Source organism: Micromonospora sp. HB375 (assembly GCF_017872985.1).
GTDB lineage: Bacteria > Actinomycetota > Actinomycetes > Mycobacteriales > Micromonosporaceae > Micromonospora > Micromonospora chalcea.
Map to the genome: position 1 here is coordinate 5,641,572 of NZ_JAGGJO010000001.1, position 18,414 is coordinate 5,659,985.

At 72.9% G+C, this 18,414-nt stretch carries 19 protein-coding genes; 5 read left to right on the forward strand and 14 right to left on the reverse strand.

Annotated features, from left to right (window positions below):
- Positions 1–197 precede the first annotated feature (197 nt).
- The gene (pepN, locus tag J3R08_RS24850) at positions 198–2,744 is read left to right on the forward strand and encodes an aminopeptidase N (RefSeq protein WP_209964409.1); all 2,547 of its coding nucleotides are present in this window, start codon (positions 198–200) and stop codon (positions 2,742–2,744) included.
- A gap of 87 nt (positions 2,745–2,831) precedes the next feature.
- Positions 2,832–3,395, forward strand: coding sequence for a Uma2 family endonuclease (locus J3R08_RS24855; protein ID WP_064448676.1), 564 nt, complete (start codon positions 2,832–2,834; stop codon positions 3,393–3,395).
- A 61-nt stretch (positions 3,396–3,456) separates the two neighbouring features.
- On the opposite strand, the gene J3R08_RS24860 is transcribed toward J3R08_RS24855, so the two are convergent.
- From J3R08_RS24860 to J3R08_RS24925, 14 genes are all read right to left on the reverse strand, one after another.
- Positions 3,457–3,870: a DUF5130 family protein gene (locus J3R08_RS24860; protein WP_030502180.1), complete on the reverse strand. Its 414-nt coding sequence runs from the start codon at positions 3,868–3,870 to the stop codon at positions 3,457–3,459.
- Positions 3,857–4,144 (reverse strand): hypothetical protein, encoded by a 288-nt coding sequence (locus J3R08_RS24865; protein ID WP_043328923.1) that lies wholly within the window; start codon positions 4,142–4,144, stop codon positions 3,857–3,859. The genes J3R08_RS24860 and J3R08_RS24865 overlap by 14 nt, the downstream gene beginning before the upstream one ends.
- A gap of 74 nt (positions 4,145–4,218) precedes the next feature.
- Positions 4,219–5,691 (reverse strand): amidase, encoded by a 1,473-nt coding sequence (locus tag J3R08_RS24870; RefSeq protein ID WP_209962950.1) that lies wholly within the window; start codon positions 5,689–5,691, stop codon positions 4,219–4,221.
- A gap of 117 nt (positions 5,692–5,808) precedes the next feature.
- Positions 5,809–6,810, reverse strand: coding sequence for an amidohydrolase family protein (locus tag J3R08_RS24875; RefSeq protein WP_176722732.1), 1,002 nt, complete (start codon positions 6,808–6,810; stop codon positions 5,809–5,811).
- Between the two features lie 5 nt (positions 6,811–6,815).
- On the reverse strand, positions 6,816–7,340 hold the full coding sequence (locus J3R08_RS24880; protein WP_030502185.1) for a 3-hydroxyanthranilate 3,4-dioxygenase: 525 nt from the start codon (positions 7,338–7,340) through the stop codon (positions 6,816–6,818).
- Positions 7,333–7,758, reverse strand: a complete 426-nt coding sequence (locus J3R08_RS24885) for a RidA family protein (protein ID WP_069087300.1) — start codon at positions 7,756–7,758, stop codon at positions 7,333–7,335. Before J3R08_RS24885 ends, J3R08_RS24880 begins: the two co-directional genes overlap by 8 nt.
- Positions 7,755–8,528, reverse strand: a complete 774-nt coding sequence (locus tag J3R08_RS24890; RefSeq protein WP_209962952.1) for a 2-keto-4-pentenoate hydratase — start codon at positions 8,526–8,528, stop codon at positions 7,755–7,757. The genes J3R08_RS24885 and J3R08_RS24890 overlap by 4 nt, the downstream gene beginning before the upstream one ends.
- On the reverse strand, positions 8,525–9,580 hold the full coding sequence (dmpG, locus tag J3R08_RS24895; protein ID WP_166457057.1) for a 4-hydroxy-2-oxovalerate aldolase: 1,056 nt from the start codon (positions 9,578–9,580) through the stop codon (positions 8,525–8,527). The genes J3R08_RS24890 and dmpG overlap by 4 nt, the downstream gene beginning before the upstream one ends.
- Entirely contained in the window at positions 9,577–10,515 is a 939-nt protein-coding gene (locus J3R08_RS24900) for an acetaldehyde dehydrogenase (acetylating) (protein WP_209962954.1), read from the reverse strand. Before J3R08_RS24900 ends, dmpG begins: the two co-directional genes overlap by 4 nt.
- Positions 10,512–11,309, reverse strand: coding sequence for a 2-keto-4-pentenoate hydratase (locus J3R08_RS24905; RefSeq protein WP_043328913.1), 798 nt, complete (start codon positions 11,307–11,309; stop codon positions 10,512–10,514). The genes J3R08_RS24900 and J3R08_RS24905 overlap by 4 nt, the downstream gene beginning before the upstream one ends.
- Positions 11,310–11,365: 56 nt before the next feature.
- Positions 11,366–12,847, reverse strand: coding sequence for a 2-hydroxymuconic semialdehyde dehydrogenase (locus J3R08_RS24910; protein WP_209964411.1), 1,482 nt, complete (start codon positions 12,845–12,847; stop codon positions 11,366–11,368).
- Between the two features lie 20 nt (positions 12,848–12,867).
- Entirely contained in the window at positions 12,868–14,196 is a 1,329-nt protein-coding gene (locus J3R08_RS24915) for an NAD(P)/FAD-dependent oxidoreductase (RefSeq protein WP_209962956.1), read from the reverse strand.
- Positions 14,193–15,473 carry a kynureninase gene (kynU, locus tag J3R08_RS24920; protein WP_209962958.1) on the reverse strand — a complete coding sequence of 427 codons (1,281 nt, stop codon included), beginning with the start codon at positions 15,471–15,473 and terminating at the stop codon, positions 14,193–14,195. The genes J3R08_RS24915 and kynU overlap by 4 nt, the downstream gene beginning before the upstream one ends.
- A 14-nt stretch (positions 15,474–15,487) precedes the next feature.
- Complete coding sequence (locus J3R08_RS24925; RefSeq protein ID WP_043328908.1) at positions 15,488–16,366, reverse strand: tryptophan 2,3-dioxygenase; 879 nt, start codon at positions 16,364–16,366, stop codon at positions 15,488–15,490.
- A 148-nt stretch (positions 16,367–16,514) separates the two neighbouring features.
- Here J3R08_RS24925 and J3R08_RS24930 point away from each other — a divergent pair, with 148 nt between their 5' ends.
- The 3 genes from J3R08_RS24930 to J3R08_RS24940 all read left to right on the forward strand — a co-directional run bounded on the left by J3R08_RS24930 (position 16,515) and on the right by J3R08_RS24940 (position 18,414).
- Entirely contained in the window at positions 16,515–16,955 is a 441-nt protein-coding gene (locus J3R08_RS24930; RefSeq protein WP_030502195.1) for an Lrp/AsnC family transcriptional regulator, read from the forward strand.
- 79 nt (positions 16,956–17,034) lie between these two features.
- The gene (locus J3R08_RS24935) at positions 17,035–17,544 is read left to right on the forward strand and encodes a hypothetical protein (protein WP_209962960.1); all 510 of its coding nucleotides are present in this window, start codon (positions 17,035–17,037) and stop codon (positions 17,542–17,544) included.
- Positions 17,545–17,556: 12 nt separating this feature from the next.
- Entirely contained in the window at positions 17,557–18,414 is an 858-nt protein-coding gene (locus tag J3R08_RS24940) for a class F sortase (protein WP_043328904.1), read from the forward strand.

Below are 18,414 nucleotides of genomic sequence, written 5' to 3' on the forward strand. Positions count from 1 at the left end.
GGATCCGGCGCGGTCACTCCCGATCCTCCACCCACGGCCGTATCGACCGGTACCGGAATGAGAGCGTGACCTCGACCACCGGGAGCGGTCCGTGCATGGAAGACTCGGTTCTCAGCGGGCCGTCACGAGCGGGCCGGGAAAGACCGGTGCCGCGGGGCGCGGCGAGACGAGTGGGATGGAGACGAACAGTGCCGGGAGTGCGCAACCTGACCCAGGTCGAGGCGACCGAGCGGGCCCGCCTGCTCGAGGTGACCGGGTACGACATCAGCCTTGACCTGTCGACCGCGGTGCAGCCCACCGGTCGCACGTTCCGCTCGGTGACCGAGGTCCGGTTCCGCTGCGCCGAGCCGGGGGCCACCACCTTCATCGAGGCGGCCGCCGAGTCGGTGCGTTCCGCCACGCTCAACGGCGAGCCGGTCGACCTGTCCGGCTGGTCCGCCGAGAAGGGCCTCACGCTGACCGGCCTGGCCGCCGAGAACGTGCTCGTGGTCGACGCCGACTTCGGCTACTCGAACAGCGGGCAGGGCCTGCACCGCACCGTCGACCCGGTGGACGGCGAGACCTACCTGTACAGCCAGTTCGAGACCGCCGACGCGCAGAAGGTCTACGCCTGCTTCGACCAGCCCGACCTGAAGAGCGTCTACACCTGGCACGCCACGGTGCCGGACCACTGGCGGGTCGTGTCGAACATGCCGGTGGCCCGCGAGGAGGCGGCCGGTGAGGGGCTGAAGACCGTGCACTTCGCGCTCTCGGAGCGGATGAGCACCTACATCACCGCGCTCTGCGCCGGGCCGTACCACGAGGTGCGCCGCAGCCACGACGGCATCGACATGGGCTACTTCTGCCGGGCCAGCATGGCCCCGCACATGGACGCCGACGACCTGCACCTGATCACTACGCAGGGCTTCGACTTCTTCCAGGAGAAGTTCGGCGTGCGTTACCCGCTGCCCAAGTACGACCAGCTCTGGGTGCCGGACTTCAACGCCGGCGCGATGGAGAACTTCGGCTGCGTCACGCACGCCGAGTCGCACTACATCTTCCGCTCGCAGGTCACCGACTTCGAGTACGAGCAGCGCGCCAACACGATCCTGCACGAGCTGGCGCACATGTGGTTCGGTGACCTGGTCACCATGCGCTGGTGGAACGACCTGTGGCTGAACGAGTCGTTCGCCGAGTGGGCCAGCCACTGGTGCAACACGCACGCCACCCGGTTCACCGACGCCTGGACCACGTTCCTGTCGATCCGCAAGAACTGGGGTTACCGGCAGGACCAGCTCTCCTCCACCCACCCGGTCTACTGCGAGATGCCGGACCTGGAGGCGGTCGAGGTCAACTTCGACGGCATCACGTACGCCAAGGGCGCGAGCGTGCTCAAGCAGCTCGTCGCGTACGTGGGCGAGGAGCCGTTCCTGGCCGGCCTGCGCGCCTACTTCGGCAAGTACGCGTGGGGCAACGCCACCTTCGACGACCTGCTGTCCGAGCTGGAGACGGCCTCGGGCCGGGAGCTGCGCAAGTTCGCCGCCCAGTGGCTGGAGACCGCGCAGGTCAACACGTTGCGCCCGGAGGTGACCATCGGCGCCGACGGCACGTACGAGCGGGTGGTGGTCCGGCAGGAGGCGCCGTCGGGCTACCCGACGCTGCGTACCCACCGCATCGGCGTGGGCCTGTACGACCTGACCGACGGCCGGCTGGTGCGCCGGGAGCTGATCGAGACGGACGTGACCGGCGAGCTGACCGAGCTGTCCGAGCTGCACGGCAAGCCCGCCGCGGACGTGCTGCTGCTCAACGACGAGGACCTCACGTACGCCAAGCTGCGGCTGGACGAGCGGTCGATGGCCACCGTGGTGCAGCACATCGCCGGCTTCGACTCGTCGCTGGCCCGGGCGCTGTGCTGGACGGCCGCCTGGGACATGACCCGTGACGCCGAGCTGTCGGCCCGCGACTACGTGGCGCTGGTGCTGGCCGGGCTGACCGCCGAGACGGACATCAACCTGGTCACGGCCACGCTGCGGCAGGCGAACACCGCGCTCACCTTCTACGCCGACCCGGAGTGGGCGCCGACCGGCTGGGCGGACCTGGCCCGTACCGCCCGGACCGCGCTGGCCGCCGCCGAGCCGGGCAGCGGTTTCCAGCTCGCCTGGGCCCGCGCGTACGCCTCGTCGGCCCGTTCCGGCGAGGACCTGGCGACGCTGCGCGGCTGGCTGGACGGCAACGGGGTGCCGGAGGGGCTGACCGTCGACACCGAGCTGCGCTGGACCGTGCTGCAGTCGCTCGTGGCCAACGGCGCCGCCGGTGCCGCCGACGTGGACGCGGAACTGGCCGCCGACCGTACCGCCAGCGGCGAGCGGGAGGCCGCGTACGCGCACGCGCTGGTGCCGACCGAGGAGAACAAGGCGGCGGTGTGGGCGCTGCTCACCGGCCCGGACGCGCTGCCCAACTGGCGCAACCGGGCGCTGCTGCAGGGCTTCACCCACGCGGCGCAGGTCGAGCTGACCGCGCCGTACCGGGAGCGGTACTTCGCCACGGTGGACCAGGTGTGGGCGCAGCGTGACAGCGAGCCGGCGCAGGAGTTCGTCCAGCTCGCCTACCCGGCGCACCTGGTCGAGGAGGACACGGTCGCGGCCACCGACGCGTGGCTGGCCCAGGACGGGCGGCCGGCGTCGCTGCGGCGGCTGGTGGCGGAGGGTCGCGACGGTGTGGTCCGCGCGCTGAGGGCCCGCGAGCGGGACGCCCGCAGCGCCTGAAAGCAGGGGCGCGGCGGCCGGGGGCCGGCGTGGGTGGGAGCCCGCGCCGACCCCCGGCCGTTATCGTGTGCGGAGGAGGTGGACGTGATGGCACAACCGACCCACGAGTGGCGCCCGCCGGAGCGGCCGTGGCAGGAGCAGGACCTGTCCGACCTCCCCGAGGACGGAAGCCGCTACGAGATCATCGACGGGAGCCTGCACGTGACCCCACCCCCCGGGTACGGGCACCAACTTCTGGCCGACGAGATCCGATCGGCGCTCCAGGCCACTGCGCCGACCGGTTGGTGGGTCATTCGGGAGGCCGGACTCCGGGCACCTGTCGCCAATCTCATTCCGGACATCTCCGTGCTGAAGCCGAGCGCTCCCCCGGACGGCTTGTGGACGCACCCCTCGGATGTCGCGCTCGTCGTCGAGATCGAGTCACCCAGCAGCCGCCGGTATGACCGGCTGATCAAGCCTCCGCTCTATGCCGAGGCCGGCATCCCGCACTACTGGCGGGTGGAGCGAGGCGACTTCGGCCCGGTGATCTACCGCTACCAACTGGTCAAGGGTGTCCACTACAACCTGATGGGTACGGTCGGGCCGGATGACGCCGCCCAGCTCGACGAGCCGTGGCCCATGCGCCTGGATCCTTCTGCCTGGCCCCGCTGAGACGACGAGAAAGCCCGGCCCGCGCGGTGCGCGGGCCGGGCTTCGTCGTGTGCGGGGCGGGTCAGCCCTTGCCGGCGTGGCTGGCGAGCTGGTCGAGGCCCTGGATGATGCCGCCGGCCAGGTCGCCGCCGCCGAAGGCGGCCACCATGGAGAGCGCGGCCAGCTTCGCGTACGTGTCCGGGATGCGCTTGCGCGCGTACCGGCCGGTGACGACCTCCAGCTGCCGCTGGTTGGGCGACACCGCGATCAGCACCGAGCGGTCGGGCTCGGCGAGCTGGCGGTGCAGCCGCTCGGCGTGCTCCCGGATCGGCTCGTCCAGCCCGCCGACGTAGACCGAGAAGACCAGGCCGGTGCCCTGGTCGGCGAGGCGCAGCGCCTCGTCGATGCGGAGCAGCTGACGGGTCGAGAACGGTCCGTCCAGCACGTCGGGCGGAGTGTCCGTCCCCGTCGTGGGCCGCGCTTCACCAACGGTCACTTGCGCCTCCGGTTCCACCGGCCGGCGCCTCCCGGCCGGCCTGCTCCTGCTTGCGGCTGGTCAACGCCGGCGCCTGCGCTCCGGCGGACAGCGCCGTGCCGGCCGAGTCGGCCAGCTGCTCCGGACGGCTCAGGAACCAGACCGGAGTGAAGTCGAAGGGCCGGCCCGGCCGGTAGCGCTTGGCGCCGCCACCGTTGCCACGGCTGCCCCCGACGGCCGCCAGGCCGGCGATCAGCAGCACCGCGGCGGCCGGGATGCCGACGAAGACCACCAACGTCTCGGTAACAGACAATCCCAACGCCCCCAGGCGGAAAGAGAGACCAGGAATGATTCGGGTCGGGTGACCGGTCAGGACCGGCCGCGCCGCACCTCACTTGTGATGTTCACGTTAGCGGAGTCGGTGGCCAGCCAGATTGCGGGGTGCTGATCCCATCCGCCACTCGAGTGCTCAAGCTGCGCGGCAGTGGCGACCAATGTCGCGTCGTCGCCGTACCGGCCGGTGAGCAGCACCCCGACCGGCAGGCCGTCGGGGGTGCGTCCGACCGGCAGGGAAACGGACGGATCGCCGGTGACGTTGAAGACCGCGCAGTACGGCGAGAAGCGCCGCTGCCTGTCGAAATCCTCTGCCGGTTCGAGGGCGGCGAGCTCGCCGACCGGCATCCGCGGGGCCGCGAGCGTCGGGCAGAGCAGCAGGTCACAACCGGCGGTACGGCGTACGCCGAGGCGTACCTGCGCCTGCAGCTCGCCGAGCGCGGCCATCAGCGTGGGGACGCCGAGGGCCGCGCCGCGCTCCCGCAGGTACCGGGTCAGCGGCAGCAGCTCGCCTTCCCGGTCGGGCGGGACCGGTGTGACCGCCAGCGCGTACCAGAGGGTCTCGAACAGCGGCCACGCCTCGGGGCCGAGCGGCGCGGGGACGTCGACCACCTCGTGCCCGGCGTCAGTGAGCAGCGCGGCGGCCCGGTCGACGGCGTCGACGCAGTCGGGGTGGACCGGCTCGTCGGCGAGCATCGGCGTGGTGAAGCGGCCGACGCGCAGCCGGCCGGGGCCGGTGGCGCGGGCGGAGCGGGCGACGCCGAGGTAGCCGCCGGCGGGCGCGGCCGGCGGCAGGTACGGCTCGCCGGGCACGGGTCGCGCCAGCACGTCGAGCAGCGCGGCCACGTCGGCGACGGTGCGGCCGATCGGCCCGTTCACCGGCAGCCCGAAGCCACCGAAGCCGAGTGGCCCGCCGGAGACCATGCCCCGGCTGGGTTTGTAGCCGATCAGACCGCAGAGCGCGGCCGGGATGCGCAGCGAGCCGCCGCCGTCGGAGCCCTGGGCCACCGGCACCAGTCCGGCGGCTACCGCTGCGGCCGCCCCGCCGCTGGACCCGCCCGCTGTGCCCGCGAGGTCCCACGGGTTGCGGGCCGGCGGCGCCACCAGCCCCTCGGAGTACAGCGAGCAGCCCAGCTCGGAGGTGGTGGTCTTGCCGACGCTGACCAGGCCGGCGTCGGTCATGAGGCGGACCACGTCGGCGTCGACCGGCGGGACGAAGTCGGCGAAGGCGGCCGAGCCGAAGGTGGTGCGTACCCCGGCGGTGAGGGTCAGGTCCTTGATCGCGGTCGGCACGCCGTGCAGGGGATGCCGGTCCGCCGCCGGGACCGCGTCGGCCGCGCGGGCGGCCGCCCGCCCGTGTTCGGCGGTGACGGTGACGAACGCGCCGACGGTGTCGCCGAGCGCCTCGACCCGGCGCAGGTGGTGCTCGACCAGTTCCAGGCTGGACAGCTCGCCCCGGCGGATCGCGGCGGCCTGTTCCAGCGCGGTCAGGTCGTGCGGCTCGGCCATGCCGTCCATCCTGCCGGTCCGGCGGCCGGGAGGCCGGGCGACACGTCCGGCGGGTCCTGCGCAGCGCCGGGTGCGTCCGTCGACTCTAGGGCGACGACGGACGCACCCGCGCCGGTCTCAGCGGCCGAGGAACCGCAGCGCGTTGCCGCCGAGCAGCGCGGCCCGCTGATCGTCGGTGAGGAAGTCCGCCCGGTGCACCACCTGGCCCACCGGCCGCTCCCCCAGCGGGTACGGGTAGTCGCTGCCGAGCAGCACCCGCTCGGCGCCCATGGTGTCCACGAGCAGCCGCAGCGCGGCCGGCTCGAAGACCACCGAGTCGACGTGGAACCGGTCCACGTACGAGCTGGGCGGCGCGCTCGACGCGCCGCGTACCAGGTCGCCGCGGCGGTGCCAGGCGTTGTCGGCGCGGCCCAGCCAGAACGGGAAGCTGCCGCCACCGTGCGCGAAGCAGATCCGCAGCGTCTCCGGCACCCGGTCGAACACGCCGCCGAGGATCAGCGCCAGCACCGACAGGTGCGTCTCGGCCGGCATCCCGGTCAGCCACCGGGCCATCCACCGGTCCAGGCGGGGGCCGCCGGGCATGTCCCACGGATGCACGAAGACCGGCGCGCCGACCTCGGCGCAGTGGGTGAGGAACTGCACGATGCCCGCGTCGTCCAGGTCCCGGTCGCCGACGTGGTTGCCGATCTCCACCCCGGCGTGCCCGGCCGCCAGGCAGCGGTCCAGCTCGGCGCAGGCCGCGTCCGCGTCCTGCAACGGCACCTGGCAGAACGGCACCAGCCGGTCGCCGCCGGCCGCGGTGACCTCCAGCGTGAGGTCGTTGAAGATCCGGGCCACCTTGACCGCCTGGTCGGCCGGGCGGTCGTAGCTGAAGAAGACCGGGGTGGGCGAGACGACCTGCACGTCCACGCCGTCGGCGGCCATGTCGGCGAGCCGGGTCGGCGCGTCCCAGCACTGCGCGCCGATCGGGCGGAACTCCGTCTCCCCCACCATGATCATGGCGGCGCGCTCGGAGTCCACCCGCAGCCAGGGCCAGCCGGACCCGCCGCACGCCGCGGCGAGGTCCGGCCACCCCTTCGGTACGACGTGCGTGTGCACGTCCACGACCGGCATCGACACCGGCGTCAGCCCTTGCCCGGGTGCAGCGCGCCGCAGTTGTCGCAGGTGCGGGCCTTCTCGTCGGCGTAGAACGCGGCGAAGACCGGGGGCAGGTCGGCGGCGATGTCGCGGACCTGCAACTCCACCTCGTGCACCTTGTGGTGGCACTCGGCGCAGTACCACTGGAACTTCTCCAGCGTGCCCTCCTCGCGGACCCGCTCGATCACCATGCCGATCGAGCCGGCCTCGGGACGCTGCGGCGAGTGCGGGGTGTTGCGCGGCAGCATCCACATCTGGCCCTCGCGCACGTGCACCGTACGCGGCCCCTCGGGCAGCATCAGGTTGACGTGCATGTTGCCCTTGACCTGGTAGAAGAACTCCTCGTACGGGTCGACGTGGAAGTCCGTGCGCTGGTTCGGGCCGCCCACCACCATGACGATGAAGTCGTCGCTGCCGGGCAGCATCTCCTTGTTGCCCACCGGGGGCTTGAGCAGGTGCTGGTTGTCGCCGATCCAGCCGGAGAAGCTGAACGGCTCGGCGATCTCACTCATGGGAACCTCCCGACGGAAGAAGGGCGACGGCCTGCATCTCGATCAGCAGATGCGGGTGCGGAAGCTGGTGCACGGCCACAGTGGTCCGGGTCGGGCCGGTGGCGTCGAAGAACTCGGCCCACACCTGGTTGTAGCCACCGAAGTCGTTCATGTTGACCAGGTAGCTGGTGACCTGCACCAGGTCGCCGAGGTCGGCGCCGACCGAGCGCAGCAGGTCCCGGATGTTCTCGATCACGGCCCGGGTCTGCTCCCGGATGTCCAGGTCGGTGGTGCCGAGCTCGTCCACCGACACCCCGGCGAACGTGTTGTCCGGTCGGCGCGACGACGTACCGGACACGTAGACGAATCCGCCGGCCACCTTGACGTGCGGGAACGCGCCCCGCGGCACGGCCTTCCCGGCCACCACGCGGGCGGTCATGGGAGAGCCTTCAGGGAGGCGGAACCGAGCTTCTCCACTGTGGCGCGGACGTGCGCCCCGGGGCGCAGCGGCACCGCGGCGGTGGCCGCGCCGGCCAGGAACACCCAGCCCTTGCGCAGCCGGACGCCGTGCCGGCCGGCCAGCCGCAGGCCCTCGTCGAGCGCGCGGCGCGGGTCGCCGAGGATGGCGGCGGTCGAGCCGACCTGCGCCACCCGCCCGTCGATCTCCAGCAGCACGCCGAGGTTGTCCAGCCCGTCCGGCACCGGCGACCACGGCCCGACCACGAACGCGGCGGCCGAGGTGTTGTCGGCGACCACGTCCGGCAGGGAGAAGGTGAAGTTCGCGTACCGGGAGTCGATCAGCTCGATCGCCGGGGCGACAGCGCGTACCGCCCGGGTGAACGAGCCGACCGGTTCGCCCGGGTCGGGCAGCCGGTCCAGCAGGAACGCCACCTCCGGCTCGACGCGCGGGTGGATGAAGTCACCGACGTCGACGGCGCCGCCGTCGGGCACCCGCATCACGTCGGTCAGCCGGCCCCAGATCACCTCGTCCACGCCGACCTGCGCCATCTTCGCCTTGCTGGTGAGGCCCATCTTCAGGCCGACCAGCCGCTCGCCCCGGTCGAGGCGGCGCTTCACCAGCGCGGTCTGCACCGCGTACGCGGCGTCGACGTCGAGGCCGGTCTCGGCGGCGAGCTGCGGGATCGCGGTGGCGGTGTCGGCCGCCGCGCCCAGCTTCTCCGCGATGCCGGCGATGTCCGGCCCGATCATGAGGTCTCCTTGCTCGCCAGGTCCAGTGCCACGTCCACGATCATGTCCTCCTGGCCGCCGACCATCCGGCGGCGGCCCAGCTCGACCAGGATCGAGCGGACGTCCACGCCGTACTTGGCCGAGGCCCGCTCGGCGTGCCGCAGGAAGCTGGAGTAGACGCCCGCGTACCCGAGGGAGAGCGTCTCCCGGTCCACCTGGACCGGCCGGTCCTGCAACGGGCGGACGAGGTCGTCGGCGGCGTCCATCAGCGCGAACACGTCGCAGCCGTGCTTCCAGCCGTGCAGCTCGGCGACCGCGACGAAGACCTCCAGCGGCGCGTTGCCCGCGCCCGCGCCCATGCCGGCCAGCGACGCGTCCACCCGGACGGTCCGCCCGGACGGCGAACCGAGCGGGCCGTCGCCGAGGATCCGGCCGTGCTCGACCGCCAGCACGCTGTTCGCCACACCCAGGGACAGGTTGTGGTGCGCGTGGATGCCGATCTGCGTCTCCGGCTCCAGCACCTGCCGGTACGCGTCGACGCGCTGCGCCACGTCCGACATCAGCAGCCGCCCGCCGGAGTCGGTGACATAGACGCAGTGCGCGCCGTACGACTCCATCAGCTTGGCCTGCGCGGCCAGCCCGGCCGGGTCGTTGAGGTGCGACATCATCAGGAACCCGGAGACGTCCATGTCGTTCTCGCGGGCCCAGGCGATGTGCTGGGCGGAGATGTCCGCCTCGGTGCAGTGCGTGGCGATCCGGACGCTCGTCACGCCGAGCGCCTTCGCCGCCTTCAGGTCGGCGATGGTGCCGATGCCCGGCAGCAGCAGCGTGGTCAGCCGCGCGGTGGTCAGCACCTCGGCCGCGGCGGCGATCCAGTCCGCGTCGGCGGCGGCGCCGTGCCCGTAGTTGACGCTGGAGCCGGCCAGGCCGTCGCCGTGCGCCACCTCGACAGCGGCCACACCGGCCGCGTCGAGCGCGGCCGCGATGGTACGCACCTGGTCGACCGTGTAGCGGTGCCCGATGGCGTGCATGCCGTCGCGCAGCGTCACGTCCTGGATGTAGAGGTCGGTCATCGGGGTGCCCCCTCCGGGGAACGCAGCGCCACCAGCCGCTCCGCGGTGCGCAGCGCGGCCGACGTCATGATGTCGAGGTTCCCGGCGTACGCGGGCAGGTAGTGCCCGGCGCCGGAGACCTCCAGGAACACCGACACCTGCAGGCCGGTGAAGTGCCGGCCGAGCACCGGCGCGTACGTGTCGACGGCGTCGAACTGCACGTCCTGCTTGAGCCGGTAGCCGGGCACGTACTCCTGCACGGCCTTGACCATGTCGGCCACCGAGGCGGCGATCTTCACCCGGTCGGCGCCGGCGTCCGGGCACAGGCAGTAGACCGTGTCGCGCATCAGCAGCGGCGGGTCGGCCGGGTTCAGCACGATGATGGCCTTGCCGCGCTCGGCGCCGCCGACCACCTCGATCGCCCGGGCGGTGGTCTCGGTGAACTCGTCGATGTTGGCCCGGGTGCCCGGACCGGCCGACTTCGAGGCGATCGAGGCGACGATCTCGCCGTACGCGACCGGGGTGACCCGGCCGACCGCGTGCACGATCGGCACCGTCGCCTGCCCGCCGCAGGTCACCATGTTGACGTTCGGCTCGGCCAGGTGCTCGTCGAGGTTCACCGGCGGCACCACGTACGGGCCGATCGCGGCCGGGGTCAGGTCGACGACCGTGCGCCCGTGTGCCCGCAGCACCTCGTCGTGCCGCTTGTGCGCGCCGGCCGAGGTGGCGTCGAAGACGAGCTGGACGTCGGCGAACTCGGGCAGCGCGACCAGGCCGTCGACGCCCTCGGCGGTGGTGGTCACGCCGAGCCGGCGGGCCCGGGCCAGACCGTCCGAGGCCGGGTCGATGCCGGCCATCGCCACCATGCGCAGGCTCTCACTGAGCCGCAGCACCTTGATCATCAGGTCGGTGCCGATGTTGCCCGACCCGAGCACCGCCACTCCGACGCCGCTCATGACGTTCCCTCCGTCGAGAAACAGGTACGCACCGAGCCGAGCCCGGAGATGCGCGCCTCGTACGCGGCGCCGGGCGTGACCGGCACCATCGGGCCGAGCGCGCCGGAGAGCACCACGTCACCGGCCTTGAGCGGATCGCCCGCCCGGGCCATGGTCGCGGCCAGCCACTGCAGCGCGTGCAGCGGGTTGCCGAGGCAGGCCGCGCCCGCGCCGACCGAGACCGGCTCACCGGCGTGCTCCAGCACCATGCCGCACAACCGCAGGTCCACGTCGGCGAGCCGCCGGGGCGCGGTGCCGAGCACGAACAGCCCGCTGGAGGCGTTGTCCGCCACCGTGTCCACGATGGAGATGTCCCAGTCGGCGACCCGCGAGTCGACGATCTCGATGGCCGGCAGCACGTGGTCCACCGCCCGGATCAGGTCGACAGTGGTGACCCGCTCGTCCGGCAGGTCCGCGCCGAGCACGAAGGCGATCTCCGCCTCCACCCGCGGCTGGAGCAGCCGGTCGATCGGCACCTCGACGCCGTCGCCGACGGCCATGTCGTCGAAGAGCACCCCGAAGTCGGGCTGGAAGACGCCGAAGCTCTCCTGCACGGTCCGCGACGTCAGGCCGATCTTCGCGCCGACGCGGCGGTGCCCCTTGCCCAGCCGTTGCCGGGTGTAGACCTGCTGCACCTGGTACGCGGCCTCGACGTCGCCCTCGGGCAGCAGCCGGCCGCGCAGCGGCGGGCAGGGTTTGCCCTCCTGCCGGGCCACCGCGAGTTCCCGGTTGGCGGCCTCGATGTCCACGGTCATGGCGGTTCCTCGCTTACGTCGCTGGGGATTCCGGCCATTCTGCCCACCACGCGCGCTCATGACAGGTCCACACACACGTTTGTCAGTTCCGAATAGAAGTCGAGCGAGTGCACGCCGCCCTCGCGGCCGACACCCGACGCCTTCACCCCGCCGAACGGGGTGCGCAGGTCGCGCAGGAACCAGGTGTTCACCCAGACGATGCCGGCGTCGAGCCGGGCGCCGGCCCGGTGCGCCCGGCCCACGTCCCGCGTCCACACCGTCGCGGCCAGGCCGTAGTCGGTGCCGTTGGCCAGCGCGAACGCCTCGTCCTCGTCGTCGAACGGCGCGACGTGCACCACCGGGCCGAAGATCTCCTCCTGGTTGGTGCGGGCGTCCGCGCCGAGGCCGGTGAGCACCGTCGGCTGCACGTACGCCCCGCCGTCGCGGCCGTCGCCGAAGCGCGGCGTGCCGCCGCCCGCGCGGACCTCGGCACCCTCGGTGCGGGCCAGCGCGTAGTGGCCGAGCACCTTGTCCCGGTGCCCGTGCGAGATCAGCGGCATGTTCGCCGTCGCCTCGTCGTCCGGCCAGCCGTACGCCAGTTCGTCGGCGCGCTTGGCCAGCCGCGCGGTGAACTCCTCGAACACCGGCCGCTGCACGTAAATGCGCTCGGTGCACAGGCACACCTGGCCGCCGTTTGTGAAGCTGGACCGCACCGAACCGGCGATCGCCGCGTCCAGGTCGGCGTCGGCGAACACCAGGCCGGCGTTCTTGCCGCCCAGCTCGAAGCTGACCGCCTTCACCCCGTCGGCGGCGGCGCGCATGATCGCGCTGCCGGTGGCCGACTCGCCGGTGAACGTGATCGCGTCCACACCCGGGTGGCGGGTCAGGTGCTCGCCGGCCGAGCCCGGGCCGAAGCCGTGCACCAGGTTGAACACGCCGTCCGGCACGCCCGCCGCGGCCATCACCTCGGCCAGCAGCGTGGCGGAGGCCGGGGTCTCCTCGCTGGGCTTGACCACCACGGCGTTGCCGCAGGCCAGGGCCGGCGCGACCTTCCAGGTGAGCAGCAGCAGCGGCAGGTTCCACGGCACGATCACCGCGACCACGCCGACCGGCTTGCGGACCGCGTAGTTCAGCGCCCGGCCGCCGGTCGGGGTGACAGTGGTGAACGACTCGGTGGGCGCGGTCGCGACGATCTCGGCGAACGCGCGGAAGTTGGCCGCGCCGCGCGGGATGTCGAGCGTCCGGGCCTGCGAGATGGCCTTGCCGGTGTCCGCCACCTCGGCGGCAACCAGGTCGTCGAAGCGCCGCTCCAGCTCGTCGGCGACCCGGCGCAGCACCTCGGCGCGTTCCCGCTCCCCCATCCGGCCCCACGGGCCGCGCAGCGCCGCCCGGGCCGCGGCCACCGCGTCGTCCACCGTGGACTGCGACGCCTCGACCACCTCGAACACCGGCTCGCCGGTGACCGGGCTGCGCTTGGTGAACCGGGCGCCGGCGTCGACGAACTCGCCGCCGACGAAGTTGCGCAGCAGGCCGGGGCCGTCCGGCGCGTGCCCGGCCATCAGCCGGGGATCCCAGAGCGTCATCGCCGCCGCCCCAGCGCCGCGCGGACCCCACCGGCCAGCAGCGCCACCGCGCCGGCCGCCACCGCGCCGACCACCGCGTACTGCGCGCGCACCCGGCGGCGCACCTGCGCGTACGGGGTGGTCGAGAACGAGACCAGCTCGTACTGGGAGACGTAGCGGCCGGGCAGCGCGCGCTCCAGCGCGTGCTCGACCTGCTTGCGGGTCCGGAACACCGGCGAGGCGACCTTGTCCCGCATCTCCACGAAGTTCGCCAGCGCCATCCGGGCGATCGCCTCCGCGTTGTCCTGGCGGCGGTGCTGGAACAGCGGCAGCGCGGCGGCCCACTCGTCGTCGCACTCGTCGAGGCAGCGGTCCAGCTCGACCACGTCCTCGAACGCGCAGTTCGCGCCCTGGCCGTAGAACGGCACGATGGCGTGCGCGGCGTCGCCGATCAGGCCGACCTTCCCGGCCACCTGCCACGGCGTGCAGCGCACCGTGCCGAGCACGCCGACCGGGTTGTGCTGGTAGTCGTCGACCAGGTTCGGGGCCAGCGGGACCAGGTCCGGGTAGTGGGTGGCGAAGAACCGCTCGATCGCGGCCGGGCTGCTCAGCGACGCGAAGCTGCGCGTGCCGTGGGTCGGCCAGAACAGCGTGCAGGTGAAGGAGCGGTCCGGGTTCGGCAGCGCGATCATCATCGAGGTGCCGCGCGGCCAGATGTGCAGCGCGCCCGGGTCGAGCGCGAACTCCCCGCCCAGCGGCGGGATGGTCAGCTCCTTGTAGCCGTAGTCGAGGAAGTCGAGGCTCTCGGTCAGGCCCCCGTACGCGAGCAGTTGCCCGCGCACCGCGGAGCCGGCGCCGTCGGCGCCGAGGATGACCGAGGCGGTGGCGGTGACCTTGCCCTGCGGGGTCTCGAACGTCATCTCGCCGCCGAGCGGGTCGAGGCCGACCAGCCGGTGGTCGAACGCGACGCGCACGTTCGGCAGCGCGGCGGCGGCGTCCAGCAGCGCGTTGTTCAGCGCGCCCCGGCTGATCGAGTTGATCGCCAGGTCGCCGGTGCCGCTGTAGGACTGGAACTCCGGCTCACCCTCGACCGGGTGGATCATGCGGCCGCGCATCGGCAGCGCGTCCGCCATCACCTCGTCCTCCAGGCCGATGCGGCGCAGCGCGTCCAGGCCGCGCTCGGACAGCGCCAGGTTGATCGAGCGGCCCCGCTCGACGGTGCCGGTACGCGGGTCGGGCCGCCGCTCGTAGAGGGCCACCGGGTAGCCGCGCCGGGCCAGGTAGCAGGCCAGCAGGCAGCCGGCCAGCCCGGCGCCGACGACAGCGATCTCGTCGCGCTCCGTCATGACCCCTCCTTCTCAACCGTTGCCGCCAGGGCCTCGGCGACCCGCCAGCAGTCGTGGTACGTCGAGTAGAGCGGCACCGGGGCGAACCGGACGATGTCCGGCTCCCGGGCGTCGGCGACGACGCCGTGCTCGTGCCGCAGCCGCTTGGTCAGCTCGTTCGCGCTGCCCACCCCGATCCGCACCGAGAGCTGGCAGCCGCGCCGGGCCGGGTCGCGCGGGGTGACCACGCTCAGCGGGCGGCCCGGCGTGACCTCGTCGAGCAGCTGCTCCAGCCAGGCGGTGAGCCGCAGGCTGCGCTCGCGCAGCGCCGGCATGCCGACGGAGTCGAACAGCTCCAGCGAGGTACGCACCGGGCCCATCGCGAAGATCGGCGGGTTGGAGATCTGCCACGCCTCGACGGTGGCCGGCGGCCGGGACACCGGGGTCATCTCGAACCGGGTGGCCGCCTCGGTGCTCCACCAGCCCTCGAAGCGCTGGATCGACGGGTCGCCGAGGTGCCGTTCGTGGACGAAGACGCCGCCCAGCGCGCCCGGGCCGGAGTTGAGGTACTTGTAGGAGCACCAGGCCGCGAAGTCGACGTCCCAGTCGTGCAGCGCCAGCGGCACGTTGCCGGCGGCGTGCGCCAGGTCCCAGCCGACGACCGCGCCCGCGGCCCGCCCGGCGGCCGTGATGGCGGGGATGTCCATCAGCTCGCCGGTCAGGTAGTTCACGCCGCCGAGCATCAGCAGCGCCACGGTGTGGCCCTCGCGGGCCAGGAAGTCCAGCACGTCCTGCGTGCCGAGCGTGTCGGAGCCGGGGCGCGGCTTGAGGCGGACGACGGTGGTGTCCGGGTCCAGGCCGTGGAAGCGGGCCTGGCTGCGCACCGCGTAGCTGTCCGACGGGAACGCGCTGTCCTCGATCACGATGCGGGTGCGCTCGCCGGCCGGCCGGTAGAAGCTCACCATCAGCAGGTGCAGGTTGACGGTGAGGGAGTTCATCACCACCGTCTCCGCGGGCAGCGCGCCGACCAGGCGGGCGGCCGGCGCGGTCAGCAGCTCGTGGTACGGCAGCCAGGGCCGCTCCGACTCCAGGTGCCCCTCCACGCCCAGGCGCTGCCAGGCGTCCAGGTCGGCGAGGAGCTCGTCCCGGGTGGCGCGGGGCTGCAGGCCGAGCGAGTTGCCGGCCAGGTACGCGGTGTCCGGGTAGCGACCGCCGTCAGCCGGCGGGATGTGGAACAGGTGCCGGTGACCGGGGTCGTCGGCGTCGCGGCGGAGGGCTTCGTTCTCGGGGGTGTGCATGCTGTTCTCTCTCGTCACATCGCGGTGCGGGCCGACCACAGCTCCGGGAAGACCACCCGGGCCATGCTGCGCTGCAACCATGCCAGTCCGGCGGAACCGCCGCTGCCGACCTTGGCGCCCATGGTGCGCTGCACGGCCTTGACGTGGTTCCAGCGCCAGTCGCCGAACTCCTCGGCGATCTCGGTCAGCGCGTCGCCGAGCAGGCGCAGGTGGTTGTCCGGGCCGCTGTCGCCGTAGATCCGGACCCAGGCCGCCTCGATCGCCGGGTGCGCCTCGTGCTCGGTGTTGACGTCCCGGGACAGCAGCTCGGCCGGCACGTCGAAGCCCTTGCGGGCCAGCAGCGCCACCACCTCGTCCCAGAGGCTCGGCGTGGCCAGCGCGGCGGTCAGCTCGTCGTACACGTCGGTCTGCCGGCGGAACGGGCGGATCAGCGCCCGGTCGCGCAGGCCGAGCAGGAACTCCAGCTGCCGGTACATCGCGGACTGGAAGCCGGAGCCCTCGCCGAGCCGGTCGCGGAAGCGGTTGAAGTCGGCCGGGCTCATCCAGCGCAGGCCGTGCCAGGCCGCGTTGAGGCCCTCCAGGTGCAGGGCGGCCCGGCGCAGCGGGGCCAGCGCCTCCCAGATCCGGTCCTCGCGCAGCTCACGCTTGGCGTGCCGCAGCTCGTGGCAGGTCAGCCCGAAGTACAGCTCCATGATCTGGCTGACCATCAGGAAGGACATCTCGCCCGGGTCGTCGCTGAGCGGCTCCTGGAGCCGGTGCAGGGTGCTGGCCCGTACGTAGGCGTCGTACGGCACGCGCTCGGCGAATTCCAGCGTCGGCTCGCCGCCGTTGCGTGCCGCCCGAGCCGCCCGTTCCTGGGGGGTTACCGGGCGCACCGCCGTCGTCTGTTCCACAGTCGTTCTCCGTCCGTGCGCGGGGTAGACGTCATGATCCCGCTGGTGGGCGGCCGAATGGAATGCCTGTTCAACGGCGGTATGGTGGTCTCACCTCGCGAACCGAAACCATCTCGCGTCGCTCCCTTTACGGAAGGAAGGTCCCCGCGTGGACGACATGGACTGGGCGTTGCTGCGTGAGCTCCAGGCCGACGCCCGGCTCTCGTACAGCGAGTTGTCCCGCCGGGTCCACCTGTCCCCGCCCGCGGTGGCCGAACGGGTGCGGCGGCTGGAGGAGTCCGGCGTGATCACCGGCTACCACGCCCACGTCGACCTCACCCGGGCCGGACGCACGGTGCTCGCCCTGATCCGGATGTCCTGCTACGGCGCGCGCTGCATCCTCAACGACCCCGAGGTGGCCGGCTGGCCGGAGATCATGGAGATCCACCGGATCACCGGGGACGCCTGCAGCATGCTCAAGGTCGCCGCCACCAACATGGGCGAGTTCGAGGAGGTCATCGACCGGCTCGCCCCGTACGGCCAGCCGTCCAGCACGATGGTGCTCTCCACGCCGCTGGCCTGGCATCCCGTGGTGAAGGCGCCTCGTTAGCTTCCCCTGCCCGCCGGGAAAGCAGCCGCCGCTGCCCGTCAGTGGGTCCGGCGCACCGTCGCGCCGGGAGGGGGGAACCATGCGAGGGCTCCTGTCACACCGCGTGCTGTCGTCCGTACTGGGCCTGTTCGGCCTGGTCGCGACGTTCGTCCTGGCGACCGCGCCACCGGCGCGGGCCGGCGAGAGCGTGTTCATCGAGGTGACGCCGAACAGCGTCCAGGCCGGTTCCCGGGTGAGCCTGCGGGCCGGCTGCGACAACAGCAACAACCGTCAGGCCCAGGTCACCTCGGACGCCTTCGGGCGGGTGACGCTGCGGCCCGACAACGGCTTCCTCACCGGCTCGGTCACCGTGCCCGGCAACAAGGCGCCCGGCGACTACCCGGTGAACCTGGACTGCTCCAACGGCAACACCGCCTCGACCATGCTCACCGTGTTGAACATGGCGCAGCCGAGCAAGGGACCGGCGACCGGCGGTGGGGGCGCCGCGGGCGGCCGGGGCACCGGCTCGCTGCTGCTGGTCGGCGGCCTGGTGGCGGTGGCAGTGGCGGCCGGCGTGAGCGCCCGCCGCAAGACCGGTAACCGCGTCTGACGAGGCGCCGACATGGCCCGCAAATCGCGCCGCCGGGACCGCGCCGGCCCGGCGGCGGACCGCACCCGCCGTCGCGCCGCGGGCCGCCGGCCGCCGGAGCGCGCGAAACGGCTCCGGGCCGCGCTGCGGCTGACGTCCCGGGCCGCGCGCCGGTTCGCCCATGTCGCCGGGCACGCCTTCACGGCCAGCGTCACCACCGCCGACCCGCGGCCGGTCCCGGCCCGCGCCGCACCGGCCACCACCCGCCGGTACGCCCCGAGCCGCAACCCGGGTGTCCCGGTGCTCGTGGTGGCGAGCGTGATGGCGCTGATCGTGGCCATGCTCGGGCTGGAACGGGTGACCGGGGTCAGCGTGCTGCCGGACCGGATCGTCGCCGGCCTGCGCCCGCCGCCGAAGAAGTTCCCGGTGCTGCCGGCCAGCCCGCCGACCGACCTGAGCATCGGCAAGCTCGACCTGCGCGCGCCGGTGCACCGCGTCGGAATCGCGCCGGACGGCAGCATCGACGTGCCGGACGTGGACCGGGCCGGCGAGGTCGGCTGGTACGACCAGGGCCCCACCCCCGGCCAGTACGGCCCGGCGGTGCTCGTCGGGCACGTCGACACCACCACCGGGCCGGCCGTCTTCCACGGGCTGAAGAACCTCGACGACGGCGACCGGATCGAGGTGACCCGCGAGGACCGCTCGGTGGCGGTGTTCGAGGTGACCTCGATCGAGCGGTACGGCAAGGAGAAGCTGCCGGTGGAGGACGTCTACGGCGACTTCAGCCGGCCCAACCTGCGGCTGATCACCTGCGGTGGGCGCTGGGTGGGCGGCGAGACCGGGTACGCGGACAACCTGGTCGTCTACGCCTCGCTGGTCAAGGCGCGCTGA